The 22,626-nt window shown below is 68.5% G+C and carries 20 protein-coding genes; 8 read left to right on the top strand and 12 right to left on the bottom strand.

Features of this window, described 5'->3' with window-relative positions; translation table 11 throughout:
- Positions 1 to 502: 502 nt before the first annotated feature.
- Genes ACZ7KI_RS17475 through ACZ7KI_RS17465 form a run of 3 tightly spaced genes read right to left on the bottom strand, consistent with a single transcriptional unit; the run spans position 503 to position 3,012 of the window.
- Entirely contained in the window at positions 503 to 1,165 is a 663-nt protein-coding gene (locus ACZ7KI_RS17475; protein WP_470274141.1) for a response regulator, read from the bottom strand.
- Complete coding sequence (locus tag ACZ7KI_RS17470) at positions 1,162 to 2,403, bottom strand: sensor histidine kinase (RefSeq protein ID WP_470274140.1); 1,242 nt, start codon at positions 2,401 to 2,403, stop codon at positions 1,162 to 1,164. The genes ACZ7KI_RS17475 and ACZ7KI_RS17470 overlap by 4 nt, the downstream gene beginning before the upstream one ends.
- A 54-nt stretch (positions 2,404 to 2,457) precedes the next feature.
- Positions 2,458 to 3,012: a YceI family protein gene (locus ACZ7KI_RS17465; RefSeq protein WP_470274139.1), complete on the bottom strand. Its 555-nt coding sequence runs from the start codon at positions 3,010 to 3,012 to the stop codon at positions 2,458 to 2,460.
- Positions 3,013 to 3,156: 144 nt separating this feature from the next.
- On the opposite strand from ACZ7KI_RS17465, the gene sigJ reads away from it, so the two are divergent.
- Positions 3,157 to 4,083 (top strand): RNA polymerase sigma factor SigJ, encoded by a 927-nt coding sequence (gene sigJ / locus ACZ7KI_RS17460; RefSeq protein WP_470274138.1) that lies wholly within the window; start codon positions 3,157 to 3,159, stop codon positions 4,081 to 4,083.
- Between the two features lie 47 nt (positions 4,084 to 4,130).
- Here the strand turns inward: sigJ and ACZ7KI_RS17455 are convergent, their stop codons facing one another.
- Positions 4,131 to 4,604 carry a carboxymuconolactone decarboxylase family protein gene (locus ACZ7KI_RS17455; RefSeq protein ID WP_470274137.1) on the bottom strand — a complete coding sequence of 158 codons (474 nt, stop codon included), beginning with the start codon at positions 4,602 to 4,604 and terminating at the stop codon, positions 4,131 to 4,133.
- A gap of 589 nt (positions 4,605 to 5,193) precedes the next feature.
- On the opposite strand from ACZ7KI_RS17455, the gene ACZ7KI_RS17450 reads away from it, so the two are divergent.
- Positions 5,194 to 5,811: an SMI1/KNR4 family protein gene (locus ACZ7KI_RS17450; protein ID WP_470274136.1), complete on the top strand. Its 618-nt coding sequence runs from the start codon at positions 5,194 to 5,196 to the stop codon at positions 5,809 to 5,811.
- A 13-nt stretch (positions 5,812 to 5,824) separates the two neighbouring features.
- On the opposite strand, the gene ACZ7KI_RS17445 is transcribed toward ACZ7KI_RS17450, so the two are convergent.
- Entirely contained in the window at positions 5,825 to 6,796 is a 972-nt protein-coding gene (locus ACZ7KI_RS17445) for a peptidoglycan-binding domain-containing protein (protein WP_470274135.1), read from the bottom strand.
- A 26-nt stretch (positions 6,797 to 6,822) separates the two neighbouring features.
- Positions 6,823 to 7,740 carry a peptidoglycan-binding protein gene (locus ACZ7KI_RS17440; protein ID WP_470274134.1) on the bottom strand — a complete coding sequence of 306 codons (918 nt, stop codon included), beginning with the start codon at positions 7,738 to 7,740 and terminating at the stop codon, positions 6,823 to 6,825.
- Positions 7,741 to 7,885: 145 nt separating this feature from the next.
- On the opposite strand from ACZ7KI_RS17440, the gene ACZ7KI_RS17435 reads away from it, so the two are divergent.
- From ACZ7KI_RS17435 to ACZ7KI_RS17425, 3 genes are all read left to right on the top strand, one after another.
- Positions 7,886 to 9,589 carry a glycoside hydrolase domain-containing protein gene (locus ACZ7KI_RS17435; protein ID WP_470274133.1) on the top strand — a complete coding sequence of 568 codons (1,704 nt, stop codon included), beginning with the start codon at positions 7,886 to 7,888 and terminating at the stop codon, positions 9,587 to 9,589.
- Positions 9,590 to 9,663: 74 nt separating this feature from the next.
- Positions 9,664 to 11,265, top strand: a complete 1,602-nt coding sequence (locus ACZ7KI_RS17430) for a hypothetical protein (RefSeq protein ID WP_470274132.1) — start codon at positions 9,664 to 9,666, stop codon at positions 11,263 to 11,265.
- A gap of 11 nt (positions 11,266 to 11,276) precedes the next feature.
- Positions 11,277 to 12,803 carry an alkaline phosphatase D family protein gene (locus ACZ7KI_RS17425; RefSeq protein ID WP_470274131.1) on the top strand — a complete coding sequence of 509 codons (1,527 nt, stop codon included), beginning with the start codon at positions 11,277 to 11,279 and terminating at the stop codon, positions 12,801 to 12,803.
- 50 nt (positions 12,804 to 12,853) lie between these two features.
- Here the strand turns inward: ACZ7KI_RS17425 and ACZ7KI_RS17420 are convergent, their stop codons facing one another.
- The gene (locus tag ACZ7KI_RS17420; RefSeq protein WP_470274130.1) at positions 12,854 to 13,816 is read right to left on the bottom strand and encodes an ArsR/SmtB family transcription factor; all 963 of its coding nucleotides are present in this window, start codon (positions 13,814 to 13,816) and stop codon (positions 12,854 to 12,856) included.
- A 290-nt stretch (positions 13,817 to 14,106) separates the two neighbouring features.
- Here ACZ7KI_RS17420 and ACZ7KI_RS17415 point away from each other — a divergent pair, with 290 nt between their 5' ends.
- Positions 14,107 to 15,105 (top strand): peptidoglycan-binding domain-containing protein, encoded by a 999-nt coding sequence (locus ACZ7KI_RS17415; RefSeq protein ID WP_470274129.1) that lies wholly within the window; start codon positions 14,107 to 14,109, stop codon positions 15,103 to 15,105.
- A gap of 29 nt (positions 15,106 to 15,134) precedes the next feature.
- Entirely contained in the window at positions 15,135 to 16,268 is a 1,134-nt protein-coding gene (locus tag ACZ7KI_RS17410; RefSeq protein WP_470274128.1) for a peptidoglycan-binding protein, read from the top strand.
- Between the two features lie 37 nt (positions 16,269 to 16,305).
- On the opposite strand, the gene ACZ7KI_RS17405 is transcribed toward ACZ7KI_RS17410, so the two are convergent.
- The 4 genes from ACZ7KI_RS17405 to ACZ7KI_RS17390 form a co-directional block, all read right to left on the bottom strand.
- Entirely contained in the window at positions 16,306 to 16,971 is a 666-nt protein-coding gene (locus ACZ7KI_RS17405; protein ID WP_470274127.1) for a response regulator, read from the bottom strand.
- On the bottom strand, positions 16,968 to 18,137 hold the full coding sequence (locus ACZ7KI_RS17400; protein WP_470274126.1) for a sensor histidine kinase: 1,170 nt from the start codon (positions 18,135 to 18,137) through the stop codon (positions 16,968 to 16,970). The genes ACZ7KI_RS17405 and ACZ7KI_RS17400 overlap by 4 nt, the downstream gene beginning before the upstream one ends.
- Positions 18,138 to 18,260: 123 nt before the next feature.
- A complete protein-coding gene (locus ACZ7KI_RS17395) occupies positions 18,261 to 19,379 on the bottom strand; it encodes a ribosomal protein L7/L12 (RefSeq protein WP_470274125.1) in 1,119 nt (372 codons plus the stop codon).
- A 45-nt stretch (positions 19,380 to 19,424) separates the two neighbouring features.
- Positions 19,425 to 20,249, bottom strand: a complete 825-nt coding sequence (locus ACZ7KI_RS17390; RefSeq protein WP_470274287.1) for an SAM-dependent methyltransferase — start codon at positions 20,247 to 20,249, stop codon at positions 19,425 to 19,427.
- Positions 20,250 to 20,563: 314 nt separating this feature from the next.
- Here ACZ7KI_RS17390 and ACZ7KI_RS17385 point away from each other — a divergent pair, with 314 nt between their 5' ends.
- Positions 20,564 to 21,316, top strand: coding sequence for a GH12 family glycosyl hydrolase domain-containing protein (locus ACZ7KI_RS17385; protein ID WP_470274124.1), 753 nt, complete (start codon positions 20,564 to 20,566; stop codon positions 21,314 to 21,316).
- Positions 21,317 to 21,388: 72 nt separating this feature from the next.
- On the opposite strand, the gene ACZ7KI_RS17380 is transcribed toward ACZ7KI_RS17385, so the two are convergent.
- Positions 21,389 to 22,591 (bottom strand): MFS transporter, encoded by a 1,203-nt coding sequence (locus tag ACZ7KI_RS17380; RefSeq protein WP_470274286.1) that lies wholly within the window; start codon positions 22,589 to 22,591, stop codon positions 21,389 to 21,391.
- Between the last annotated feature and the right edge of the window lie 35 nt (positions 22,592 to 22,626).

Genomic DNA, 22,626 nt, shown 5'->3' with positions numbered 1-22,626 from the left:
TCGCAATCAAGGACGCCCCACTGAGACAGTGGGGCCTCCTTGACTGTCCACAGGGGACACCATTGGACGACTTCATGTCCGATTGATGCCTATATTTACGGTTTTGAAGGGGGTCGTGAGTGTTAATTAGGGTTAGAACCCTACTTCGCACTCACGACCCGCTCGCGAAACCACGCATACCACCCAAGTTGGACACTTACCCGTGCAAATAGGGTCCTTTGTGGACAGACCAGGCGCCGTCCCCGCTCCCGTCAGCCGGTCCGGACCCACGCCGAGGCACGCCACGCTTGGGTTACCTCTCAATAACCCTCATTAACACTCACGACCCCACGCAGATCCGGACATAAAAGCACCAACCGGACGTCCAATCGTCCCATGTGGACACTGAAGCCACATCGGCGTCCAGAATCAGGCCCGCCTTACCTCGACTTTGCTGGGCCCCTGACTCTGAGAGTAGGCAAGGAGGCCTTCACGGACACGCGAAGAGGACTCGGTCACTCCATCAGGGCATGCCGCCCGGCACGACGAGGCCCGCCTCGTACGCGACCATCACCGCTTGCGCCCGATCCCGGACACCCAGTTTGGCGAAAACCCTGCTGACGTGGGATTTCGCCGTCTGATCCGCGATCACCAACGCTTCGGCGATCTCCGTGTTGGAGAGTCCGCGCGCGATCAGCCGGAGCACGTCCGTCTCACGGGCGGTCAATTCCGCCACGAGCGCATGCGATGCGTGCGCCGACGCGTGGGTGCGGGTGAACTCACCGATCAGGCGCCTGGTGATCGTCGGGGCGAAGAGCGCGTTGCCCGCGGAGACCACCCTGACCGCGGTGACCAGATCGTCCAGCGGGGAGTCTTTCAGCAGGAAACCGCTGGCGCCTGCCCGTAGCCCGCCGAACACGTATTCGTCGATGTCGAAGGTGGTGAGGATCAGGACGCGGACTTCGTGCCGCCCTGCCACGATCCGCCGGGTCGCCTCGAGACCATCCAGTTCGGGCATGCGCACGTCCATCAGGACGACGTCCGGCTCGAGTTCGGCGCAGAGGGCGACCGCGGTGGCCCCGTCAGCGGCCTCTCCGACCACTCGCATGTCGGCCTGCGCGTCGAGCACCGCACGGAAACTCTGCCTGACCATGGTCTGGTCGTCGGCGATGACCACCGAGATCACGGTTGCGGCTGCCCCTCCCGATCGAGCGGAACGGTCAAGGCGACCAGGAAACCACCGTCCGGCTTCTCCCTCACCTCGAGATCCGCCGCGAGCATAGCGGCCCGCTCCCGCATTCCCACCAGGCCGTGCCCGCTGCCCGCCTGCGCTGTCCGCGTCGGCCCGGCACCAGGCCCGTTCTCGATGAGCAGCCGAACGGAACTCGCCCCGGTCGCCAGTTCGACGGAGATCGACGCGCCGGGAGCATGCTGGATGGCGTTGCTGAGTGCTTCCTGCACGATCCGGAACACCGACAACGCGACCCCGACCGGGACAGCGTCGAGGTCACCGCGCAGCTTGAGGTCGCAGGAGGTGCCCGCGGCCTTGACCCCTTCCACGAGCTCGACCACCTTGCCCAGCCCGGGCTGCGGGGCGACCAAGGGAGCGCTGTCATCGGACCGAAGGACACCGAGCAGCCTGCGCAGTTCGGTCAGGCCTTCACGAGCGGTTCCGGCGAGATCGGCGAACTCCCGCCAGATCTCGGCATCACGGTCGGGCCCGGCCGGGCCGGGGAACCGGAAACGCGCCGAATCCGCCCGCAACGCGAGGACGGACATGTGGTGCGCGACGACGTCGTGGAGTTCCCGTGCGATACCCGCTCGTTCCTCCAGAAGCGCTGCCCGGGTCTCTTCGGCGAGCCGGCGTTCCTGCTGTGCCACGCGGGCTTCTTCGGCGAGCCTGCGCTGACGCACCGTGTTGCCGACGAAGAACACAGTTCCGCCGAGCACCACGAGCAGTCCCGCGTCACGCCAATCGTCGAGGAAGGGTGACACGGCGCCCAACGAGATCAGCGCCGCCCACGTCAGTTCCGCCTGGTCGTTGCTCTCCCCCACCAGGTAGAAGACGATCACGGCCGTCAGCGCGAGTCCCGGCGCCCACGGCCAGCCCCAGGAATCGGCTATGCCGGGCAGGGTGAACGGGGTGAGCACGATGCCCACGATCAGCGCACGCCATCCCCACAGCGGCGAACGGACCGCCAGCAGACAGGGCAGCACGGTGACGACCACGTTGAAGACTTTCGCGGCCGGGAACGTCGAAACGGTCGAGAACGTCACGAAACCCGACCACAGACCGAACCCGATGATTGCGAGAGCACGCAACCTGCGTAATCCCGCCGACCGCTTCGGCGGGACATCGGTTCCCATGAACGCCGTGTAGCGCAGGGCGCCCCACCAAACCAGCAGGCGCTGTCGGTCGATCATCAAGGACGACCCTACCCGCGGACCGGCTCACCCTGCGCGATCGCGCGTGGCGGGTCAGCTCCGCGGGGATCGCCGGTTCGCGGCGACAGTGAACTGCAAGGTCACCTTGGGGCTGATCATGAGCTTGGTGGCGAAGTTCGCGTTCACGCCCCACGCATTACGGTCGATCGTGACACTTCCCGTGAATCCTGCCCTGAAGCCACCCGCCGGGCCGGGCCTGGCGTCGGTCAGTTCGACGGCGACGCCGACCTCCTTCGTGACACCTCGGATGGTCAGGCTCCCGCTGACCTCGAACCGGGGGCCGTCGAGGTGCCGGACCGCGGTGGACACGAAAGTGATGTCCGGATGACCTGTCACGTCGAGGAACGCGGTGCGCAGGTGGTCGTCGCGCTGCTGGTGACCGGTGTGGATGCTCGCGGCCTTGACGGTGAGCCGCACGCTGGACCTCGACGGGTCGTCCCCATCGAGGTGCACGCTGCCGTCGAACTCGTCGAAATGCCCGGGCACCCTGCTGGCCATGGTGTGCCGGGAGACGAAGGCGAGCGTCGTCCCGGCGGCGTCGAGCGAGTAATCACCGGTGAGTTCGCTGAACGTGGTCATCGTCGTCATGCTGGGCTCCTAGCCGGAAGGTGTTGAGTCTCAGCACTACGACGACAGAGCCCCGCCGAATGTGAGGTGCGTGCTGACCTCACATCCAGCGGGGCTCCCTCGTCGTATCAGGGACAGTTGCACGCGACCAGGAGGCGAAATCCCATGAACGAACCGGCACCCGATCAGCTCGACCCTGGGCTGCGGGCGATCGTGAGTGAGCGGCGCCAGCTGATGGGACTCGCGTACCGGCTGGTCGGCTCGCTGTCCGAGGCCGAGGACGTCGTGCAGGAGACCTACACCCGCTGGTACGCCTTGACCTCCGCCCAGCGGGGCGCGATCGACTCACCTGGGGCCTGGCTGACCACGGTGGCCAGCCGCATCTGTCTGGATCTGCTCGGCTCGGCGCGAGCGAGACGGGAACGCTACGTCGGCGAATGGATTCCCGAACCGGTGCCGGGACGCGTCGAAGGGACGATCGGACGGCCGCCGTCCGCCGTCGACGACCCGGCCGACCGGGTCACCCTCGACGAGTCGATCACCATGGCCTTCCTCGTCGTGCTCGAGTCGTTGACCCCGGCCGAACGCGTCGCGTTCATCCTGCACGAGGTCTTCCGCTACCCCTTCGCCGAAGTGGCGGAGATCGTCGGTCGCACTCCGGTGGCCTGTCGCCAGCTCGCCTCCAGCGCGCGCCGCCGCATCCGCGCGGCACAGGCCTCCCCCACCCCGGTCACCCGGCAGGCCGATCTCGTCAAGGAGTTCAAGAAGGCGTGGGAGACCAAGGACATCACCGCGCTCATCGGCCTACTCGACCCCGACGTCAAGGCGGTCGGCGACGGTGGCGGACTCGTCAGCGCGGCGCTCCACCCCTTCGAAGGGCCGGAGCGGGTCGCGTCCTATCTCATGGAGGTCGCACGCAAGACGTCCGACCTCGCGCTCTTGGAGCGGACGGTCAACGGACGCCCCGGTCTGGTGCTCCGGCAAGGCGGCCTGACCGTCGCGGTGTTCGCCTTCGACGTCGCCGACGACCGCATCCGGCACATCTGGGGTGTCCGAAACCCCGAGAAGCTCCGGCCATGGACGGTTGAGTGACGGTTCGCCGGGCCCGGGTCAGCGACACGGGCCCGGCGGCACGGTCACTAGACGATCTGCCCCGCCTGGTAGTCCCCCGCGGGGTTCTGCACGAGAACGTTCACCCGGTTGAAGGCGTTGATCAGCGCGATCACCCCCACCAGCGCGGCGAGCTGGTCCTCGTCGTAGTGCCGGGCGGCGTTCGCCCAGGCTTCGTCGGTGACGCCACCGGCACTGTCGGCCATCCGGCAGGCTTGCTCGGTCAGCTCCAGCGCCGCGCGCTCGGCCTCGGTGAAGACCGTCGCCTCGCGCCAGGTCGCGACCAGGTTGATCCGCACGGCGGACTCCCCGGCGGCTGCGGCCTCCTTGGTGTGGATGTCCAGGCAGACGGCGCAACCGTTGATCTGGCTCGCGCGCATCCGCACGAGTTCCTGGGTCGTGAGCGACAGCGGTGAACCGGCCAGCGCTCTCCCCGCCGAGATGATGTTCCGCATGAACTTTCCGCCGACGGGGTTGCGGAAGTAGTCGAGCCGGGCGTCCATCGCGATCTCCTTTGCCGTAGTGGATCTTCTGCCCACTCGACGACGCAGGCCCGCGAAATGTGAGTTCTGTGCCGGATCGGATCGCGGCAGGGTCCCGGCAAAGTCGCGATCTTGCAGGTCAGTGCGGCTCTTGGTGGTCCGGATGTGGCATCGCTGATGCCCGCGGGTCCGAGTGTGGAGGATTGGGGACGGTGAACGTCCCAAATCCTTCATAGACGTCGGCCTGCGCCATGACCAAGAGGTCCCCGACCTGCAGCATCCCGACTTTGCCGGGCCCCTTCGGATCCCGGTGGCGACGAGAAGGTTCAGATCCACCGGCATGGTGATGACCTGATCGACACGGAAACCTGAGCCGTGGCGCGAGCATCGCAACCGATACGAAGGACCGCGGAACTGCACCGCCGCACGAATCTGTGCGACCCGGCAAGGGAATACGCATTCCAAGCGTTGAGCATCTTCGTCGAACTCGACGGTGAAGAGTCCGACGTGGTGGGCGAGTTCCTCGAATCCCCCGACACGGAAGCAGCCTCCTGAGTGATCCGCGTGCCGGCTTTCGCTACGGTGGCCCATCGAGAAAAAGGGGGCGCTGATGAGCACGGCGGTGGAACAGACCTGGCAGCGGATCACGGCCTTGCTGGCCGAACACGCACGCGCCACCGCGCGGGAGATCCGGCCCCCGGCGCCGGCCGCAGCCGTCGAACGCCTGCGGGACCGGGTGGGCCTCGAACTGCCGCCCGACCTGGTCGCCTGGTGGGCCGCGACGGACGGCGTCGACGACCAGCGTGATCACGGCGGCGGGAACCGAGCCGGGTATCTGATCCCGAAGGGCTATCTGCCGCTGCCGGTGGCTCGGGCCGAGGACGAGTACGGCAGGCAGTCACGGTACCCCGACCCTGGCTGCTGTACTCCCGGAGGAACACACCACAAGCAGGCCGGTCAGCACGGATTTCCCTTCTGCACCGCGGTTCTCCCCATCGGCCGGGCGATCGACGGAGGTCTGCTGTGTGTCGATCTCCGGCCGGGTGAAGACCACGGCCACGTCATGGAGTGGTATGCCAGCGAAGGGATCTACCGGTCCGATTGGGCGAGCGTGACCGAGATCCTCGACGAGATCGCCGAACGCCTCGACAACTACGTCCACGACCGTGAACCTCGTTGTCGCGAACGGCATCCCGTCATCACCGACGGCGAGTTGACCTGGCCCTGACCTTGGCGGTGTCTCAGCAGACATAAAGGTTGTTCGGATGCACCGCTTCGCAGTAGCGGACGTGCAGATGGTTGTCGTGATTCGGATAGCTGGCCGTCAGGCCTTCGTCGATCAGCGTGGGATCGTTGAAGAAGACGAGCTTCACGTGCCCTGGCGCGGCCGCCCGGATCGTCTTGACCAGTTCGCGCGTCGCCGCTCGGTCGTAAGTGGACGATCGCCAGGTGATCCGGCCCGCACTACACTGCGCGCCGTCGGTCCGCACCGGCCACAGGTCGACGTCGAGTCCCACCTGGTGACTGCCGTGCCCGGGGATCGCGCCGCCGTGTTCGAAACCGAAGTCGCCCATCGGCACTTTCCCGCGGCCCGTGGCCGAGAACGTCTTCGCCGCCTGTTCGAGCTGCGCCACCGCGGCACCGGTTCCCCAGTTCGCCGCCGTTCCGTTCCCGTCGGGATCCTGATCACACAGCCCTTGGCCGAAGTCGGGATAGTCGTGGTGCCAGACGAGGTTCTTCCACGTGGCGGGCCCGGCGATACCGTCCACGGCGATGCCGGCGTGCTCCTGGAAGCCGCGGACCGCTGTGGTCGTCGCCGCGTCGAACCGCCCGCTGACCGGAAGGTTCAGCCGGCGTTTGGCGTTCAATTCCACCTGAAGTGCTTTGACCGCCTCACCGCCGTCGCCCGCCCGGACCGTCGGAGCCAGCGCGGCCCAGGTCTTCGGTCCCGCGATCCCGTCCACCCCGAGGGTTTTGGCGGTCTGGAAGGCACGCACGGCCGCGACCGTGGCGGGGTCGAACACGCCGGTGGCGGGGACAGCGTGTCCGTGCTGGGCGAGCAGATTCTGTATCGCGAGCACTTCCACGCCTCGGTTTCCGCTGCTCTGAGTATGGAAGAAGGCGTTGCCGTACGCGTGGGCCGGTGCCACGGTGAGAACCGTCGATCCGGCCGACAGCACCAAGACGGCGAGGGCCGCCGCTAATCTGCGCATGGGTTTCTCCGGGTTTCGCAGGGGTTTCAGTACGAACAGCCCGAGGTGGGCAGGCTCGACGGCGCGGGAGGGGCGACGCCGTCGTAGATCGCCAGCAGCAACCGCTGCGGGCAATGACTGGTCGAGCCGATCTTGACGCCGAAGTGCAGATGCGGCCCGGTCGAGTTTCCGGTGTTCCCCGTGTAGCCGACGAGCTGGCCGGCCTGGACCGTCGCCCCGGACGCCACGGCGTGCTGGGAGAAGTGACAGTAGACGAAACGAGCCCCGTTCGCGCTCAGCACCACGCCTTTACCGCAGGTGCTGTCGTTGACCAGCGCGACCGTGCCGGCGGTGACCGCGAGGGCCCGCGTGCCCGCGCCGACCGGCAGATCGATCGCCGGGTAGTCGTGATGCGGATCGTCGTACTCACTGCGTGGCAGGGTGGCGCGCGAGAGGGGTAGCGACCAGCCCGTGACGGACGGGGTCCCGCCGATGAGCCACTGCCACGTGGTGGCGTCGATGAGCGACGTCGCGGGGAGCCCGTGCTTGGTCTTGAAGGCGGTCACCGCGCTCGCGGTACTCGCCGCGAACGTACCGTCCGGTTTGACCTGGTAACCGTGGCGCACCAGCTGGTGTTGTGCGCCCGTCACCGCCTCGCCGGTCGCGCCGCTGTCGAGGTTCACCACCAGTTTGCTCCAGGTCTTGGGACCCACGATGCCGTCGGCCGTCAGTCCCTGAGCGGTCTGGAACGCTTTCACCGCCGCTTGGGTTTTCGGGCCGACGATGCCGTCGGCGTCGATCTGCGCGCCGCGCTGCCGGAGCAGATACTGCGCCGACGTCACCTCCGGGCCGGTGGAATCACCTCCCACCAACGGCCACGCCGGGGCGGGCGCCGCGTGCGCGGATCCCGCACCGATCATCACCATGGCCACGACGGTGGCGAGAAAAGTCAGTAGGCGCCGCATGACACTCCTTGCTCGTCCAGGTACGGAGCCGGAACCGTAGAACGCGGATTCCTTGCGCCGGAAGCCTTTCCACGGGCGCCAAAACGCTTCCGGCCCTTCGCCACGCGCCGATAACCTCCCGCCCTCGATTCCGGGAGGAGAACCGATGAAACCCACCTGGCGCGCAAGCGCCACCGCGATCGCCTTCGCTCTGCTGACGGCCGCGACCACGACCACCCCGGCCGCCGTCGCGGACACGGGTTCGCGCACCGTCACCTACCACGGCTATCAGCTCGACGTTCCCGCCGGCTGGCGGGTGGTCGATCTGGCCACCACGCCGAGCGCCTGCGTCCGGTTCGACAGCGAGACCGTCTACTTGGGACACCAGGCCGAAGAACCGGACTGCCCGGCGAAAATCGTCGACCGGACGGCGGGCATGGTGATCGAACCGCTCGCGGAGCTGACGCCCGAGCAGGTGCCCGATGGCGTGGTGACCGCTCCGCCGGGGACGGCCACCCCGCCACCCGGGACGCCGTCCCGCGAAGACACGATCCGGGTCGCGGTCCCCGATGCCGGTGTCCTGGTCACCGCCGGGCATACCGGCCAGACCGAACAGACCATGCGGGCGGCGCTGTCCGGAGCACGTCTGGTCCCGGGCGGCGCGCGTGCCGCCCTGCCCGCCAGACCGGCGAAGGCGGCCGCGGCGGCGCCGATCGTGGCCCCCGGAAGCTTCCAGGGCAAGGGATTCGAAGCCTGCGCGGCACCGGCACAGGCCACAATGGACGCTTGGCGTGCCTCTCCGTATCGCGCCGTCGGCATCTACTCGAGCGGTAACCTGCGTGCCTGCGCGCAGCCCAATCTCACTCCGGCCTGGGTCGCGAACCAGGCCGCCCGCGGCTGGCGCTTCATCCTCACCGACGTCGGCAGGCAGGCGCCGTGCACCGACTATCGGCTGAAGATGTCCAGCGACCCGTCGGTCGCCCGGCAACAGGGCCGCGACGCGGCGGCGAGCGCGATCACGGCCAACACCGCGCTCGGCTTCGGTCCGGGCAGCGTGATCTACAGCGACATCGAAGGCTACTCGTCGACGACGGCGTGCAAGGCCGGTGTGCTGTCCTATGTCAGCGGCTGGACCGACGCGCTCCACGCGAAGGGCTGGCTTTCCGGCGTCTACACGAGCGCCGGATCCGGGATCAAGGATCTGGCGAGCGCCTACACGAACACCTCCTACACCAAGCCGGACCACATCTGGTTCGCCTGGTGGAACGACAAGGCCGACACCGACACCGGCTCCTACGCACCGAGCACGTACTGGGTGAGCCATCAGCGGATCCACCAGTACGCCGGTGAGGTCGCGGAAACCTGGGGCGGGGTCCGGATTTCCGGTATCGACCGAGACTACCTCGACGTCGGACCCGGCACGACGCTCCCGTGCGACACGGTAAGCCTCGACTTCGCCGCCTATCCGAGAATCGCCTCGGGCGCGACCGGGAACCCGGTCAAAGCGGCGCAATGCCTGTTGACGCCCAAGGGCCGTCCGACCGGCACTTTCGACGAACCCACGGTGTCCGCCACGAAGGCGTTCCAGCAGGCTCACGGGCTCGCCGCGACCGGTGAGATCGAAGCGCGTACCTGGACCGCGTTACTGTCCACAGGGGACACTCCCACCCTGCGGCAGGGTGCCACCGGAGCCGCGGTGAACCGGCTGCAACGGGCCCTCACCGCCACGTCCGGCAAGACCCTCGCCATCGACGGCGCGTTCGGGCCGAACACCGAAAAGGCGGTCCGCGACTACCAGGGCGCCCGCGGCCTGGATGTGGACGGCGTGGTCGGCCAGGCCACCTGGGCCGCGCTGCAGGCAGGACGGTGAGCACCGTGAGGGACCTTTTCACCCAGCCGAAAACCATTGTCCGCGCTCGTACCCGCTTCCTACCGTCGTCGATCGTGGCGAAAAAATGGTTTCCCGTATTGGCGGCCGCGGCCGCACTGACCTTCGTGACGTCCCCGGTGGCCGCCGCACCGATGCCCACGGCACTCGCGGCCTCACCGCAGACGGACGTGAACGGGGACGGCGTCGCCGACCTCGTGCTGTCCACGGGAGCGCGGCTGACCTACAGCGGCGACACCTCCCTCAAGCCCAACGACCTCGGCGGCTCCGTGCAAGTGGTGCCCGGCGGGACCACTCTCCCCGGGGCCCCCGCGGCACTGGTCAACCAGAACACCGCCGGTGTCGGGCTGGGCATGGAAGCCTCCGACAAATTCGGCGCCGCCCTCGCGACCGGCGACTTCAACCGGGACGGGCTGGCCGACGTCGCGATCGGCAACCCGGGAGAGTCGGTCAACGGCCTGGCGAACGCCGGCGCGGTCAGCGTCCTCTACGGGCAGCGCACAGCGCCCTATCTCCGTGCTCTTCCCGGACCGCTCGGGACGATCAACCAGGACACCGCGGACGTGCCGGGAGTGATGGAGGCCGGCGACCAGTTCGGAGCCAGTCTGGCCACCGGCGACTTCAATGGGGACGGCTACGCCGACCTCGGCATCGGGTCGCCGGGTGAGGCGATCGAGACGAAGGCGCGCGCCGGCGCGGTGTGGATCCTCTACGGCGGCAGCGCCGGGCTCACCGCGCGGAACGCGATCGCGTTCAACCAGGACGATCCGGATCTCGCCGGGGCGGCCGAGGCCGGCGACCTGATGGGCTGGGCGCTCACCGCCGGTGACGTCACCGGCGACAAGCGGGACGATCTCGCCGTCATCTCGGCCGGCGAGGTGATCACCGGGACCGCCGACGCCTGGGGCTCGGTCCACCTGCTGCACGGTACGGCGAGCGGGCTCTCCGCCAAGGCGTCCTCCTACATCAGCGTCGGCAACGCGGCCACCCACGGGAAATGGCGGGGCGCGGTGATCGGCCGCTTCCACGGCGGGGCCAACGCCGACCTGGTGATCCAGGCCGACCGCCGTCGCGGCGGCCCGGCTGGATCCGGCGCGCTCGTCGCCGTACGCGGCGGCAACGCCGGGCTGACCACCGCGGTCGAGGTGATCGACCAGTCCGGTGACGCGATCCCGGGCAGCCCCGAGGCGAACGACCAGTTCGGGGGCTCCCTCGCCGTCGGCGACCTCGACGGCGACACCTTCGACGACCTGGCCGTCGGAGTGCTCAAGGAGGACAACCGCACCGGCGCGCTGTGCCTGCTGCGCGGCGGCGCGACCGGATTGTCCTCCTTCCCCGCCACCGCGGTCGGCGAGAACACCGCGCCGGTCAACGCCGGCGCGGCAGCGGGCGAGGGTTTCGGGTACGGCCTGCGGATCCTCGACATCACCGGCGACGGCAAACCGGAACTGACCGTCTCGGCTCCCTGGGAGGACGGCAGCCCGCAGACCGGAGCGATGTTCGTGCTGAACACCGGGCTGGCGGGCAACGCGCTCACGGTGACGGCGGCACACAAGCTCGGCCGCGCCCAGATCGGCACACCGACCGCGTTCGGCCCGGGGGCGCCGTTCGCGGGCAACTCCGCCGTGCTGGACGACAACCTGGAAACACCTAAGTAGGGGATGGGGACATGAGCAAGTTCAACCGACGGACCTTCGTCTTCGGTACCGCCGTCACCGTGGGGGCCGTGGCACTGGGCGGCCGGGCGAGCGCGGCGCTGCCCTACCCGTTCAAGCTCGGTGTCGCGTCGGGCGACCCGTTGCCCGACGGTGTCGTGCTGTGGACCAGGCTGGCGCCGGAACCGCTGGAGAACGGCAACGGTGGGATGCCCACCACGTCGACCGCGGTGGACTGGGAGGTCGCGACCGACGACAAGTTCACGAACGTGGTCAAGAAGGGCCAGTTCACCGCCGTGTACGCCGACGCGCACTCGGTGCACGTCGAGGTCAACGGGCTGCAGCCGGACTACGAGTACTACTACCGGTTCCGCGCCGCGGGGCATATCTCACCCGTCGGCCGCACCCGCACCGCGCCCGCGTTCGACACGTTCGGACGCGACCTGCTGATGGCGTTCACCTCGTGCGCGCATTACGAAGACGGGTTCTACACCGTGTACCGCCGGATGGCCGAGGAACGTCCCGGCCTCATCCTGCACCTCGGTGACTACATCTACGAAACCAGCCACGGGCAAGACGATCCGTGCCCCCGGCGTCACCAGAACAAGACGGAACTGACCAAACTCGCCCACTACCGGCAACGGTACGCGGAGTACAAGATGGACGCCGACCTCCAGGCCGCGCACGCCGTCGCTCCCTGGCTGGTCGTACCGGACGATCACGAGGTCGAGAACAACTACGCCGCGGGCAAGCGGGACAACGACAAACCCTCTCTGCCGGACGGCTGGGCCAAGCGCCGCGAGGACGCCTACAAGGCGTACTACGAGAACATGCCGCTGCGGGGCGGGGCGAAACCGAACGGCGACAAGATCCAGCTGTACCGGCGCCTGCGCTGGGGCAGGCTCGCCACCTTCCACATGCTCGACACCCGCCAGTACCGGAGCGACCAGGCGTGCGGCGACGGCTGGAAGTACTGCCCTGAAGCCGGTGATCCGTCGCGGAGCCTGCCCGGTATCGCGCAGGAGAACTGGCTGCTCGACGGGTTCTCCCAGCGGCAGGGAACCTGGGACGTGATCGGCCAGCAGGTGTTCTTCGCCCGGCGGGCGGACGCGAACGGCGCGTCGGGAATGGATGGCTGGGACGGTTATCCCGCTTCCCGTGACCGCATCCAGAAGGGCTGGGTCCAGCGCGGTGTCCGCAACCCGGTGGTCCTCACCGGTGACGTGCACCGTGCCTGGGCGAACGAACTCAAGGTGGACTACACCAATCCGGGCTCCCCGGTGGTCGGAACCGAACTGGTCACCAGTTCCGTCTCCTCCGGCGGCAACGGCGCGGACTCCACCGGCGTCCCCGACCAGGCGGGCAACCCGCACCTGAAGTTCTACTCCCAGCACCGGGGTTACGTCCGCGCGAAGCTGAGCCAGACCAAGATGGACGTCGATTTCCGGGCCGTCAAGAAGGTCACCGTCCGCGGCGAACCCGTGACGACGCTGCGCTCGTACGTGATCGAAGAAGGCCGTCCGGGCCTGCAGACCCCGTGACCGGAGTCCGGGGCCCGGCCGTGAGTTGCTCGCGACCGGGCCCCGGACGTTCAGCCTTCCGCCAGGAGCGCGAGCCCGAGCGGGGTGATCGAATGCAGCACGGACTGCCCGTTCTGGCTGCTGGTGATCAGCCCTGCCGCGCGCAGGGTGGCGGCCTGCTGGCTCGCCGTCGGGAGACTGGTCTTCGTGCGGGAAGCCACCTCGGTGGTGGTGCCGGGGCGCTCCCCGATGGTCTCGAGGACCCGGGCCCGTGTCCTGCCGAGCAGGGACGTCAGCGGCCGGTGCGTCGCTCTGTCTCCCGACCAGCCCACCTTGTGCTCGATCGGGTACACCAGGGTCGGTTCCAGCTCACCGTCCAAAAAGGTCGTCGGCAGTCCCCAGCAGAAAAAGGACGGCGTGAGACACAGTCCCCGCCCGTTCAGCCGCAGTTCGTGCTCGACCGGATAGTCCAGCTCCAGCACGGGATAGTTCCACCGCGCCGTAGGGTGCACCCTGGCGAGCAGAGACTCGCACCCCTCCTCGGTCATCGTCTTCACCTGTCTGGCCCGTTCCTGCTCGACCCGGCCGCACACCCGCACCCAGTACGGGGCGAGGCAGGCCGTGAAGTACCGCTCGACCGAGTCGGCGAGCCGGATGAGCGTCTCCGGCCTGCCCTCGGCGAGCCCTGCGGTCCACGAGGGGAGCCGCCGGCTTCCGGCCAGCACGGCCAGATCGGCCCGAAGGCGCCTCTTCGGGGTGCGACGCAGCGCTTCAAGCCCTTCCGCCAGCGAGAGGTTCCGCAGGGTCGGGGTGATGAAATCGACCGCGTAGCCGGATTGCGCGGCCAGGTCGGCCAGCGGCCGGGTGGTGACGTGTGCCGCCTGAGCCACGGATCTTCGCCATTCTTCGAAGATGACCCCGCCTTCGCGGCCTCGCAGCCGGTACATGCTGAGCAGGATCTCCCACATCGGCTGCGGTGCCGGACTGATCCGGGTCCTGGCCAGATCTTCTGGAGTGAAATAGATCCTCAGCACGGACGTTCCCTACGAGAACCGTGCTCCCGGTCATCGAAAACAAGCACACGCGACATGACATCCCCCTGAAACGAACCCTCATGCCGGCAGGCCACCGGATGGAACCACGGCGCCTGGCGAACCCCCTTGCGACGCCCGATGTTAGGGGATCCGCGGCGCTTCCCGACACCGTCGAAGGCACAAATACCGCGCAGGACTGGTCCGCCTACCACCAGGGTTGACCCGCGCGACACCCTTTGGGGTAGGCGAAAACCTTTGCCATGCCCGGCCGGTCCTTCGATGCTGAGTCCATGCGAACCACAGCCGCGAGCATCCTCGCCGCCGTCTTGGTCCTTTGTGGACTTCTCCAGCCGGTACCCCGGCTCGCCAACGCGGAACCGGATCTCCAGTCCGCCGGGCATCCCACGGCCGATCTGAAACTGACCCGCGACGACATCCTGACCAGAGCAAAGAGCTGGCTCGACGAGCGAGTGCCCTACAGTCAGGAAGCGAAGCACACCAATCAGTACGGCACCTACCGGCAGGACTGTTCCGGCTACGTGTCGATGGCCTGGGGGCTGAAGACCGCGCGCTGGACGGGCGACATCATGCAGGTCGCCACCCGGATCGACAAGAAGAACCTCCTACCGGGTGACAGCCTGTGGGTGCATTCCAGCGCCCACCAGCACATGGCGCTGTTCATCCGGTGGGCGGACGCCGCGAAGACCCAGGCGGTGGTGTGGGAGGAGTACCGCTCGGGGACGGTCGCGTCACAGCGCACGTGGTCGGCCGATCGGACGGCGGGATTCACCGCGATCCGGTACCGCAACGTCATCGAAGGCGACGCCAAGACCTGCGCGGCGGTGAGCCTGGACCACCCACGCTATCCCGAGATCGCCCCGGCCGCGACCGGGAACCTGGTCAAGGCCGCACAGTGCCTGCTCACCACCGCCGGATTCCCCACCGGGGCGAACGGCCCCACCGGCACCTTCGACGCGACGACCGCCGACGCCGCGAAACAGTTCCAGGCGAGCGTCGGCCTGCCGTCACTCGGCAAGGTGGACTCGCACACGTGGACGGCTTTGCTGGCGAGGGGCACGACGCCGCAGGTCCAGGACGGCGCCTCCGGAGACGCGGTGCTGCGCCTTCAACGCGCGCTCAACGCCGCCCTCGACGCGGGCCTCGAACTCGACGGCCGGTTCGGCCCGAACACCACCGCGGCGGTGAAGCGGTACCAGAGCGCGCAAGGCCTCACCGCCGACGGAATCGTCGGCGCGAAGACCTGGGCGGCGTTGCAGGCGGGCAAATGAAACTCCACTGTGGACAGAGAAGAGGCGCGATGCGGCTGACGACGGCAGCACTGGGAATGGCCATGATGGTCGTCTGCGGCCTCGCGACGGCGAACCAGGCGAGCGCGGTCACGGCCGCTGATCCGACCGGCGCCGAGTTGAGCGCGGTGGTCGCGACCTGCGCGCAGCAGGTGTCCGCCGGGAAATACGCCGAGCGCAGCGGCGGTACGCGCACGGTTCCCGTCTGCGCGACCGGCGGCGCGGTGCACTGGCGATCCGGGATGACGGTCGACTGCGATGGCCAGCGCACCGAGAAGTGCAACGCTTCGACCGATCCCTCCTGGCAGGGGCAGACCGCGTGGTCGCAGTCGGACGGCAAGCCGCTCAACGCCGAGAAACTGCCCTACATCGTGGTCCCCGGGATCAGCTCGACCTGGAGTTACGCCCGCTCCGGCATCACCGGTGGCACCGTCGCCGCGGTCGTCTATCAGGGCAGGGTCGCCTATGCCGTCGTGGGCGACGTCGGCCCGGCGGGGGCGATCGGCGAGGGCTCCTACGCGCTGGCCAAGGCGCTCGGTATCAACCCCGACCCGCGTTCGGGCGGGGTGTCCGGCAGGGTCGTCGACTACATTCTTTTCCCCGGCGTCAAGGCATCGCCCATCCAGGACGCCGCCGACGCGGCCGCCGAGGGCAAGCGCGCCGCGACCGAGCTGGTGTCCCGGTCCCGCGGTTGCGCGAGCGTCGGAGTCGACGGTCCCTATCCGCGGCTCGAGCCCGGCGTCACCCGGCCCGAGGTGAAGACGGCACAATGCCTGCTCCGTGCCGCCGGACAGGACACGGGTGCCGGTGATCCCAGCGGTGTCCTGGATCCGGCGACCGTGTCCGCGGTGAAGCGGTTCCAGGCACAGGTGGGACTCGCGGAGGCGGACTCGGTGGACTCACACACCTGGACGGCACTGCTGGCCCGCGGCAGCACTCCGCAGCTTCAGGACGGCTCGTCCGGTGAAGCCGTTTTCCGGCTGCAACGGTCCCTCAACGCCGCCACCACCGCGAATCTGACCGTCGACGGCAAATTCGGCGCCAAGACCACCACGGCCGTCAAGGGTTACCAAGCCTCCCGGGGCCTCGACGCCGACGGGATCGCCGGCGCGAACACCTGGCGGGCCCTGCAAGCCGGGCGATGAACTGTCCTGAGGCTTCCGGGATCGCCGTCCGGAAGCCTCAGCCGCCCGGCTTGACGAGACCGGATTCGTAGGCCAGTGCGACGATCTGCGCGCGGCTGGACAGACCGAGTTTCGTCATCGCGCGGTTCACGTGCGTCTTCACCGTGGACTCGCTCACCACCAGCTCGCCGGCGATACCGCCGTTGGTCATGCCTTTGCCGACCAGCCGCAGCACCTCGGTCTCCCGTGCGGTGAGGCAGTCCAGTTCAGGTCCGCGAGCGGCGGCCCGCCGGTCCGGCCGGTTCGCGTAGGCCTCGATCAGCCGCCGCATGACAGACGGTGCGAACAGCTGCTCCCCCGCCGCGATCGTGTGAATCGCGGTGACCAGCCGTTCCGCACGGACGTCCTTGAACAGGAAGCCCGAAGCCCCCGCGCGCAGCGCCGCATACACGTACTCGTCCAGGTCGAACGTCGTCAGCACCAGCACACGGGTCGGGCGATCACTTTCCGCGGCGAGGATGCGTTCGGTCGCGACCACCCCGTTCGTGCCCGGCATCCGGATGTCCATCAAGACGACGTCGGGCCGCAGCCGCGCCGTCAGGTCAACCGCCTGCTCTCCGTCGGCGGCCTCGCCGACGACGGTGATGCCGGGCGCGGCCCGCAGCAGCGCGACGAATCCGGCACGGACCAGATCCTGGTCGTCGACGACCAGCACTTCGATCATGAACCGACTCCCCCGGCTGCCAGCGGGAGCACGAGCGTCACCACGAAACCCCCTTCCGCGCCCGCGCCGGCCACGAGTGTTCCCCCGTACAGTTCGGCGCGCTCACGCATGCCGATCATGCCGTGCCCGGCGCTCTCCTGGAACCGCTCCGACCGGCCGTCGTCGGCGATCCGGACCGACACTTCCTCCGCGCCATAGGTCAGCGACACCCATGCCCTGGCCGGACGGGCGTGCTTGACCACGTTGGTCAGCGCCTCCTGCACGACACGATAGACGCAGAGTTCCACTCCTTCCGGCAGCGAGCGCGCCTTCCCCCGCACGGAGATCTCGACGCGCACCCCGGCGGCGCCGACTCTCGCCGCCAGTTCCTCCAGTCCCTCCAGTCCAGGAGCGGGTACGTAGGTGTCGTCGTCCTCGCCGGACCGCAGCACGGTCAGCATGCGCCGCAATTCGTCCAAACCCTCGCTGCTGGTGCGGCCGATGACGTCCAGCGCCGTCCGGCTGGCCGCCGGATCCGACTCGAACACGTACCGCGCCATCTCCGCCTGCACCGCGATGACCGACATGTGATGGGCCACGACGTCATGCAGCTCTCGCGCGGTGCGAACCCGTTCCTCCGTGACGGCCCGCCGCTCCCGGTCTTCCTGCTCGCGGCGCAGCTGTCCGGTCAGCACCCGCAGCTGGCCGTTGCGCTGGGCCAGCCGTCCCGCGTTCGTGCCGAAACCCCACGCGACGCCGGTCAGCAGCAGGCTCTGGAACACCGCCGTCCACGTCGAGCCGATCAGCTGGGAATGACAGGCCGCGTAGGTCTCGCCCGCCAGCGTGGCCGCGGCGCACACCGCCGTCACTGGAAGGGACCGGTGCGCGGCGACGGTGTACAAGCCGAGCAGCAGCGCCAGCGCGCTGACGCCCGGCCAGTACCCCGGCACCAGGAAGCCGGCCCATCCGGCCAGCAACAGGACGAAGACCGCCAGCGGCGCACGGCGCCGAACCGCCAGTGGGGCGTTGACCAGCACACTCAGCGCGATACCGGTCGCGTCGAACGGCCTGAACCCCGGGAGATGGACGGCGAAGCCCGCCTCGACCGTGAACCAGGTCATGAACACGGCGAGTACCGCGTCGGCCACCTCGGGGGCGATCTTTCTCAACCAGGTCGGTGGGCGCACACGGAACGATAGCCGTCGAAACGTCCGCGGCGCGTCCGGCTCCGGGACGACATCCCTACCGCACAGGTTGACTTCCGGCTCGGCACAGCGAGCCGACTCACTTCGATCGCGAACGCGACTTGGTCAGGCCGGCTCCGGCCTCGTGTCTGGTCCGGTCTGGGGCGTCAGGACGACTGTGCCTCCGGCCGCCTCGAGTTTCTGCTTGGCATCGTCGGCGGCTCGTCGAGTGACCCGCTTCAGAATCGTCTGCGGGACGGCTTCGACGAGGTTCGTGGCTTCTCTCAGAGCAAGCCCGAGGCCGAGGTCCTTGTAGACGACCTTGATGACTTGGATCTTCTTGCGACCGGCATGGCGGAGGACGACGTCGAACTCGTCCTGCCCCACTGTCGGTCTCTGTGACTGCCCGGCCAGCAGAGCGGTGGCCTGCGCGGCGGTCAACCGCAGGCCGGGGTCCTTGGCGGTGAGGCCCTGGATGACCGGAGCGAGCGGCCCGGCCAGGCGCGGGGTGGGCAGGTCGTCCAGCAGGATCGCGGACAGGGTCGCCATCCCCGACCCTCGGTGGAACGGCGGCACTCCCTCCACCGCTTCGAACAGGGTCACTCCCAGCGAGAACAGGTCGGAAGCAGGCGTCGCGGGGAGCCCCTTGGCTCGCTCGGGCGCGAGGTAGGTGATCGAGCCGATCACCATGCCGTCCTCGGTGACGGTCGCCTGCCCGGTGGCCTTGGCGATGCCGAAGTCGGTGAGCATCGGCGTGCCGTCCTCGGCGAGCATGATGTTGTGCGGTTTGACGTCGCGGTGGATCACCCCCGCTTCGTGGCAGGCGGACAAGGCCGACAACATCGCCAGCGCCACACGATGTGCCGTCGCGACGGGAACCGGCCCGGTCAGGTCGACCTCGTCGGCCAGCGACCGGCCGGGGACGTACTGCATGACCGTCCACGGCACGCCCCGCTCGACCAGCACGTCGTGCACGGTCACGATGGCGGGGTGATCGCGCAGCCGAGCGGCGTTGCGGGCCTCCCACGTGGCTCGTTCGATCATCTCGGCGGTCACTCCGGCGGCCCCTGGCGGGACCGCGACCTCCTTGATCGCCACCTGAACGCCCAGGACGCCGTCCTCCGCCAGCCAAACACAGCCGTAGCCGCCACGTCCCAGTGGGCTGAGCAGCCGGTAGCGCCCACCGGCGAGGGTCAGGCCGGGCACGGCTTCGGTCGGTGGTTGCGTCCCTTCCACCGAAGTCACGTTACAAGATTTCCGAGGCGCTGATGCAGGCCTTCTTTTATGTGTTCAGGGGGTGCGCGCCACCCCGGCCAGGCCGCGCGAGCGCGCTGCGTCCTCGTCCGCGCCCGGGGTGTCGGGTCGCCATTGCGGCAGCCACACCAGACCGGGCTCGACCAGCTCCAAGTCTCCGAAGAACTCCGCGATCTGCTCGCGTGAACGCATGATCGCGGTGTGGTTGGTCCGGCGCCCGTACTCCTGCGCCACCCGCTTGCCCGCGTTCTGCGTCTCCACGTCTTCAGGCGCCACGTGAATGTGCGAGACCGCCAGGAAGCTGCCCGGCGGCAGCATCGCGCGGTGGGAGGCGAGCGCTGAATGCGGGTTCTGCTCGTCGGACATGAAATGCAACAGGGCGACCAGCAGCAGCCCGACGGGCTGGGTCCGGTCGATCAAACCGGTATCGAGCACACGGTCCCACAGCAGGCCCCGGTCGAAGAAGTCGGCGTCCAGCGCGGCGTGCCGGTCCGGGTCCGCGGTTTCCTCGAGCAGGATCTGCGCGTGTGCCCGGGCGATCGGTTCGTTGTCGATGTAGACCACCCGGCATTCACCCGGTGCGACCTCGTCGGCGACCTCGTGCACGTTGCCCTGTGTCGGCAGTCCGGAACCGATGTCCACGAACTGCCGGATGCCCTGCCCGACCATGAAACGGACCGCACGGCCGAGAAACGCCCGGTTGGCGCGGGCGAAGTCCCGGATCTCCGGCAGCACGGCCAATTGCTTCTCGGCGAAAGCCTGGTCGACGGCATAGTTGTGCGTCCCGCCGAGCAGGTAGTCGTACACCCGCCCAACGGAGACCTTGTCCACCGACGCACTCAGTCGTGAGGCCTCATCCATGCTCATCGCTCTCTCCGAGAATCTTCGCGCGGACGGTGTTGTCGAGTACCGGCACACTACCGGGCCCGACCAGAGCCCGATGTCCGGCGACCGCGCATCGAATCCTAGCGTGGCGCATGGTCGCGGGCCCTGAAACTCCACAGTGGACAGTCAGGCGAAAGCGCGGGTCGAAAAGGGCTCACCGCGGCGGACTCTTCGAAACTTGATCACGGCCGCACTCTTTGCTCACGGGTCTTCTTGTGGTTTCATCGAAAGCGATCCGACCTGAGAGCGCTCCCAGAGATGCTCCCCGCACAACGAGGTGGAGGCGGAACGTGAAACTGAAACACGCCCTGTCCGCGGTAGCACTGGCCACGGCCGGGCTCATGGCACCGGCCGTCGAAGCGGCGCCGCCCGCCCATGCGGACACACTGATCTGTGACCAGTACGGATCGACCACGATCGGCGGCCGGTACGTCGTCATGAACAACCGGTGGGGCAGCAACGCGACGCAGTGCATCAACGTCACCGGCAGCGGGTTCCGGATCCAGACCCAGCAGGGCTCCACCAGCGGCGGAGCGCCGTTGTCGTATCCGGCGGTCTACCTTGGCTGCCACTACGGGAACTGCTCTCCCGGTACGAACCTGCCGCGACAGCTGAGCCGGATCGGCAACGCGCAGTCGTCGATCTCCTACAACTACGTCGGCGGGTCCACCTTCAACGCCTCCTACGACATCTGGATGGATCCGACCGCGAAGACCACGGGGGTCAACCAGATGGAGCTGATGATCTGGTTCAACCGCACCGGCGGCGTGCAACCGATCGGCGGCCGGGTCGGCACCACGACCATCGGCGGCCGGGGCTGGGAAGTGTGGCAAGGCAACAACGGCGGCAACGACGTGGTTTCCTACGTCGCCCAGTCCCCGATCGCGAGCTGGTCGTTCAACGTCATGGACTTCGTGAACGACGTCGACGCCCGCACCCGTGTCGACCGATCCTGGTACCTGACCAGCATCCAGGCCGGATTCGAGCCCTGGAGCGGCGGAGTCGGCCTCGCGGTCAACTCGTTCTCGGCCAACGTCAACTGAGACTGAAGAGCGACGCACTGGGTGGCCCGGCTTCCGTCGAGCCACCCAGTCAGTGCGGTTAGCTGACAGATTTCAGCGGGTGTCGCGGCGCTCGATGGCGCCGGATACCAGTGCGACGCCGAGCGCTGCGACGCCCAGTGCCACGCCGATCCACACCGGGGCGATCAGCCCGAACCCGCTGTCGATCGCCATCCCGCCGAGCCAGGCGGAGAGGGCGATGCCGACGTTGAACGCCGAAGCGTTCGACGAGGAGGCGAGCGAGGGCGCGTCCTTGGCGGCGTCCATCATGCGGGTCTGGAAGACGGGGACCATCGCGAACCCGGCGGCACCCATCACGAACACCATGACCACCGCCGACGCCTGCTGGTGCACCGCGAAGGCGAAGACGGCCAGTGCGACGATCGCCGCGACGATGGTGCCGTAGAACGTGGGCATGAGTGCCCGGTCGGCGAGCCTTCCGCCGAGCAGGTTGCCGCCGGTCAGCCCCGCGCCGAAGAGCAACAACAGCCACGGCACCGCCGAGGCGTCGAAACCGGCGACACGCGTCAGGATCGGCTCCAGGAAGGTGATCGCGGCATAGGCCGCACCCCAGCCGAGCATCGTCGTCGTCAGCACCAGCCATACCCGGGAGCGGCGGAACACGGCCAGTTCACCGCGGAGCCCGGTACCCGGGTCGTTCGCTCGCGAGGGCACGAACGCCACGATCGAGGCCAGCGCGGCCGTACCGATCAGGGCGATGGCCCAGAACGCCGAACGCCACCCGAGCTGCTGACCCAGCGCCGTCCCGAACGGAACGCCGACCACCGTCGACAACGTCAGCCCCGTCATCATCAACGCGATGGCCCGGGAGCGCCGCTCAGGGGCGACGAGACTCGCCGCCATGACCGGGCCGATGCCCATGAAAGCGCCATGGCACAGGGCCGTGACGACCCGGCCGGTCATGAGCACGCCGTATCCGGGCGCGACGGCGGCGAGCACATTCCCGGCGATGAAGAGACCCATCAGCGCGATGAGCATCGTCTTGCGCGGCAGCCTGGTGCCCGCTGCGGTCATGATCGGAGCGCCGATCGCCACCGCCGCCGCGTAGCCGGTGACGAGCAGGCCGGCGGTGGGGATGGACACGTCGAGGTCTTCACCGAGCGGTCCGAGCAGGCCGACGACGACGAACTCGGTCAGGCCGATGCCGAACGCGCCGAGGGCGAGCGCGCCGATCGCGAACCCCCGGCGCCGTTTCGAGAGCTCAGAGGCGGAAATACGGGCACGAGTGGCCAGGATCGGCACGCGGTGGGTCCCTTCGCAAGATGTCGACG

It is taken from the genome of Amycolatopsis sp. NPDC039088, from assembly GCF_055598845.1.
The sequence above is the reverse complement of the archived record's forward strand: the minus strand, read 5'-3'. Positions and strand labels throughout refer to the sequence as shown.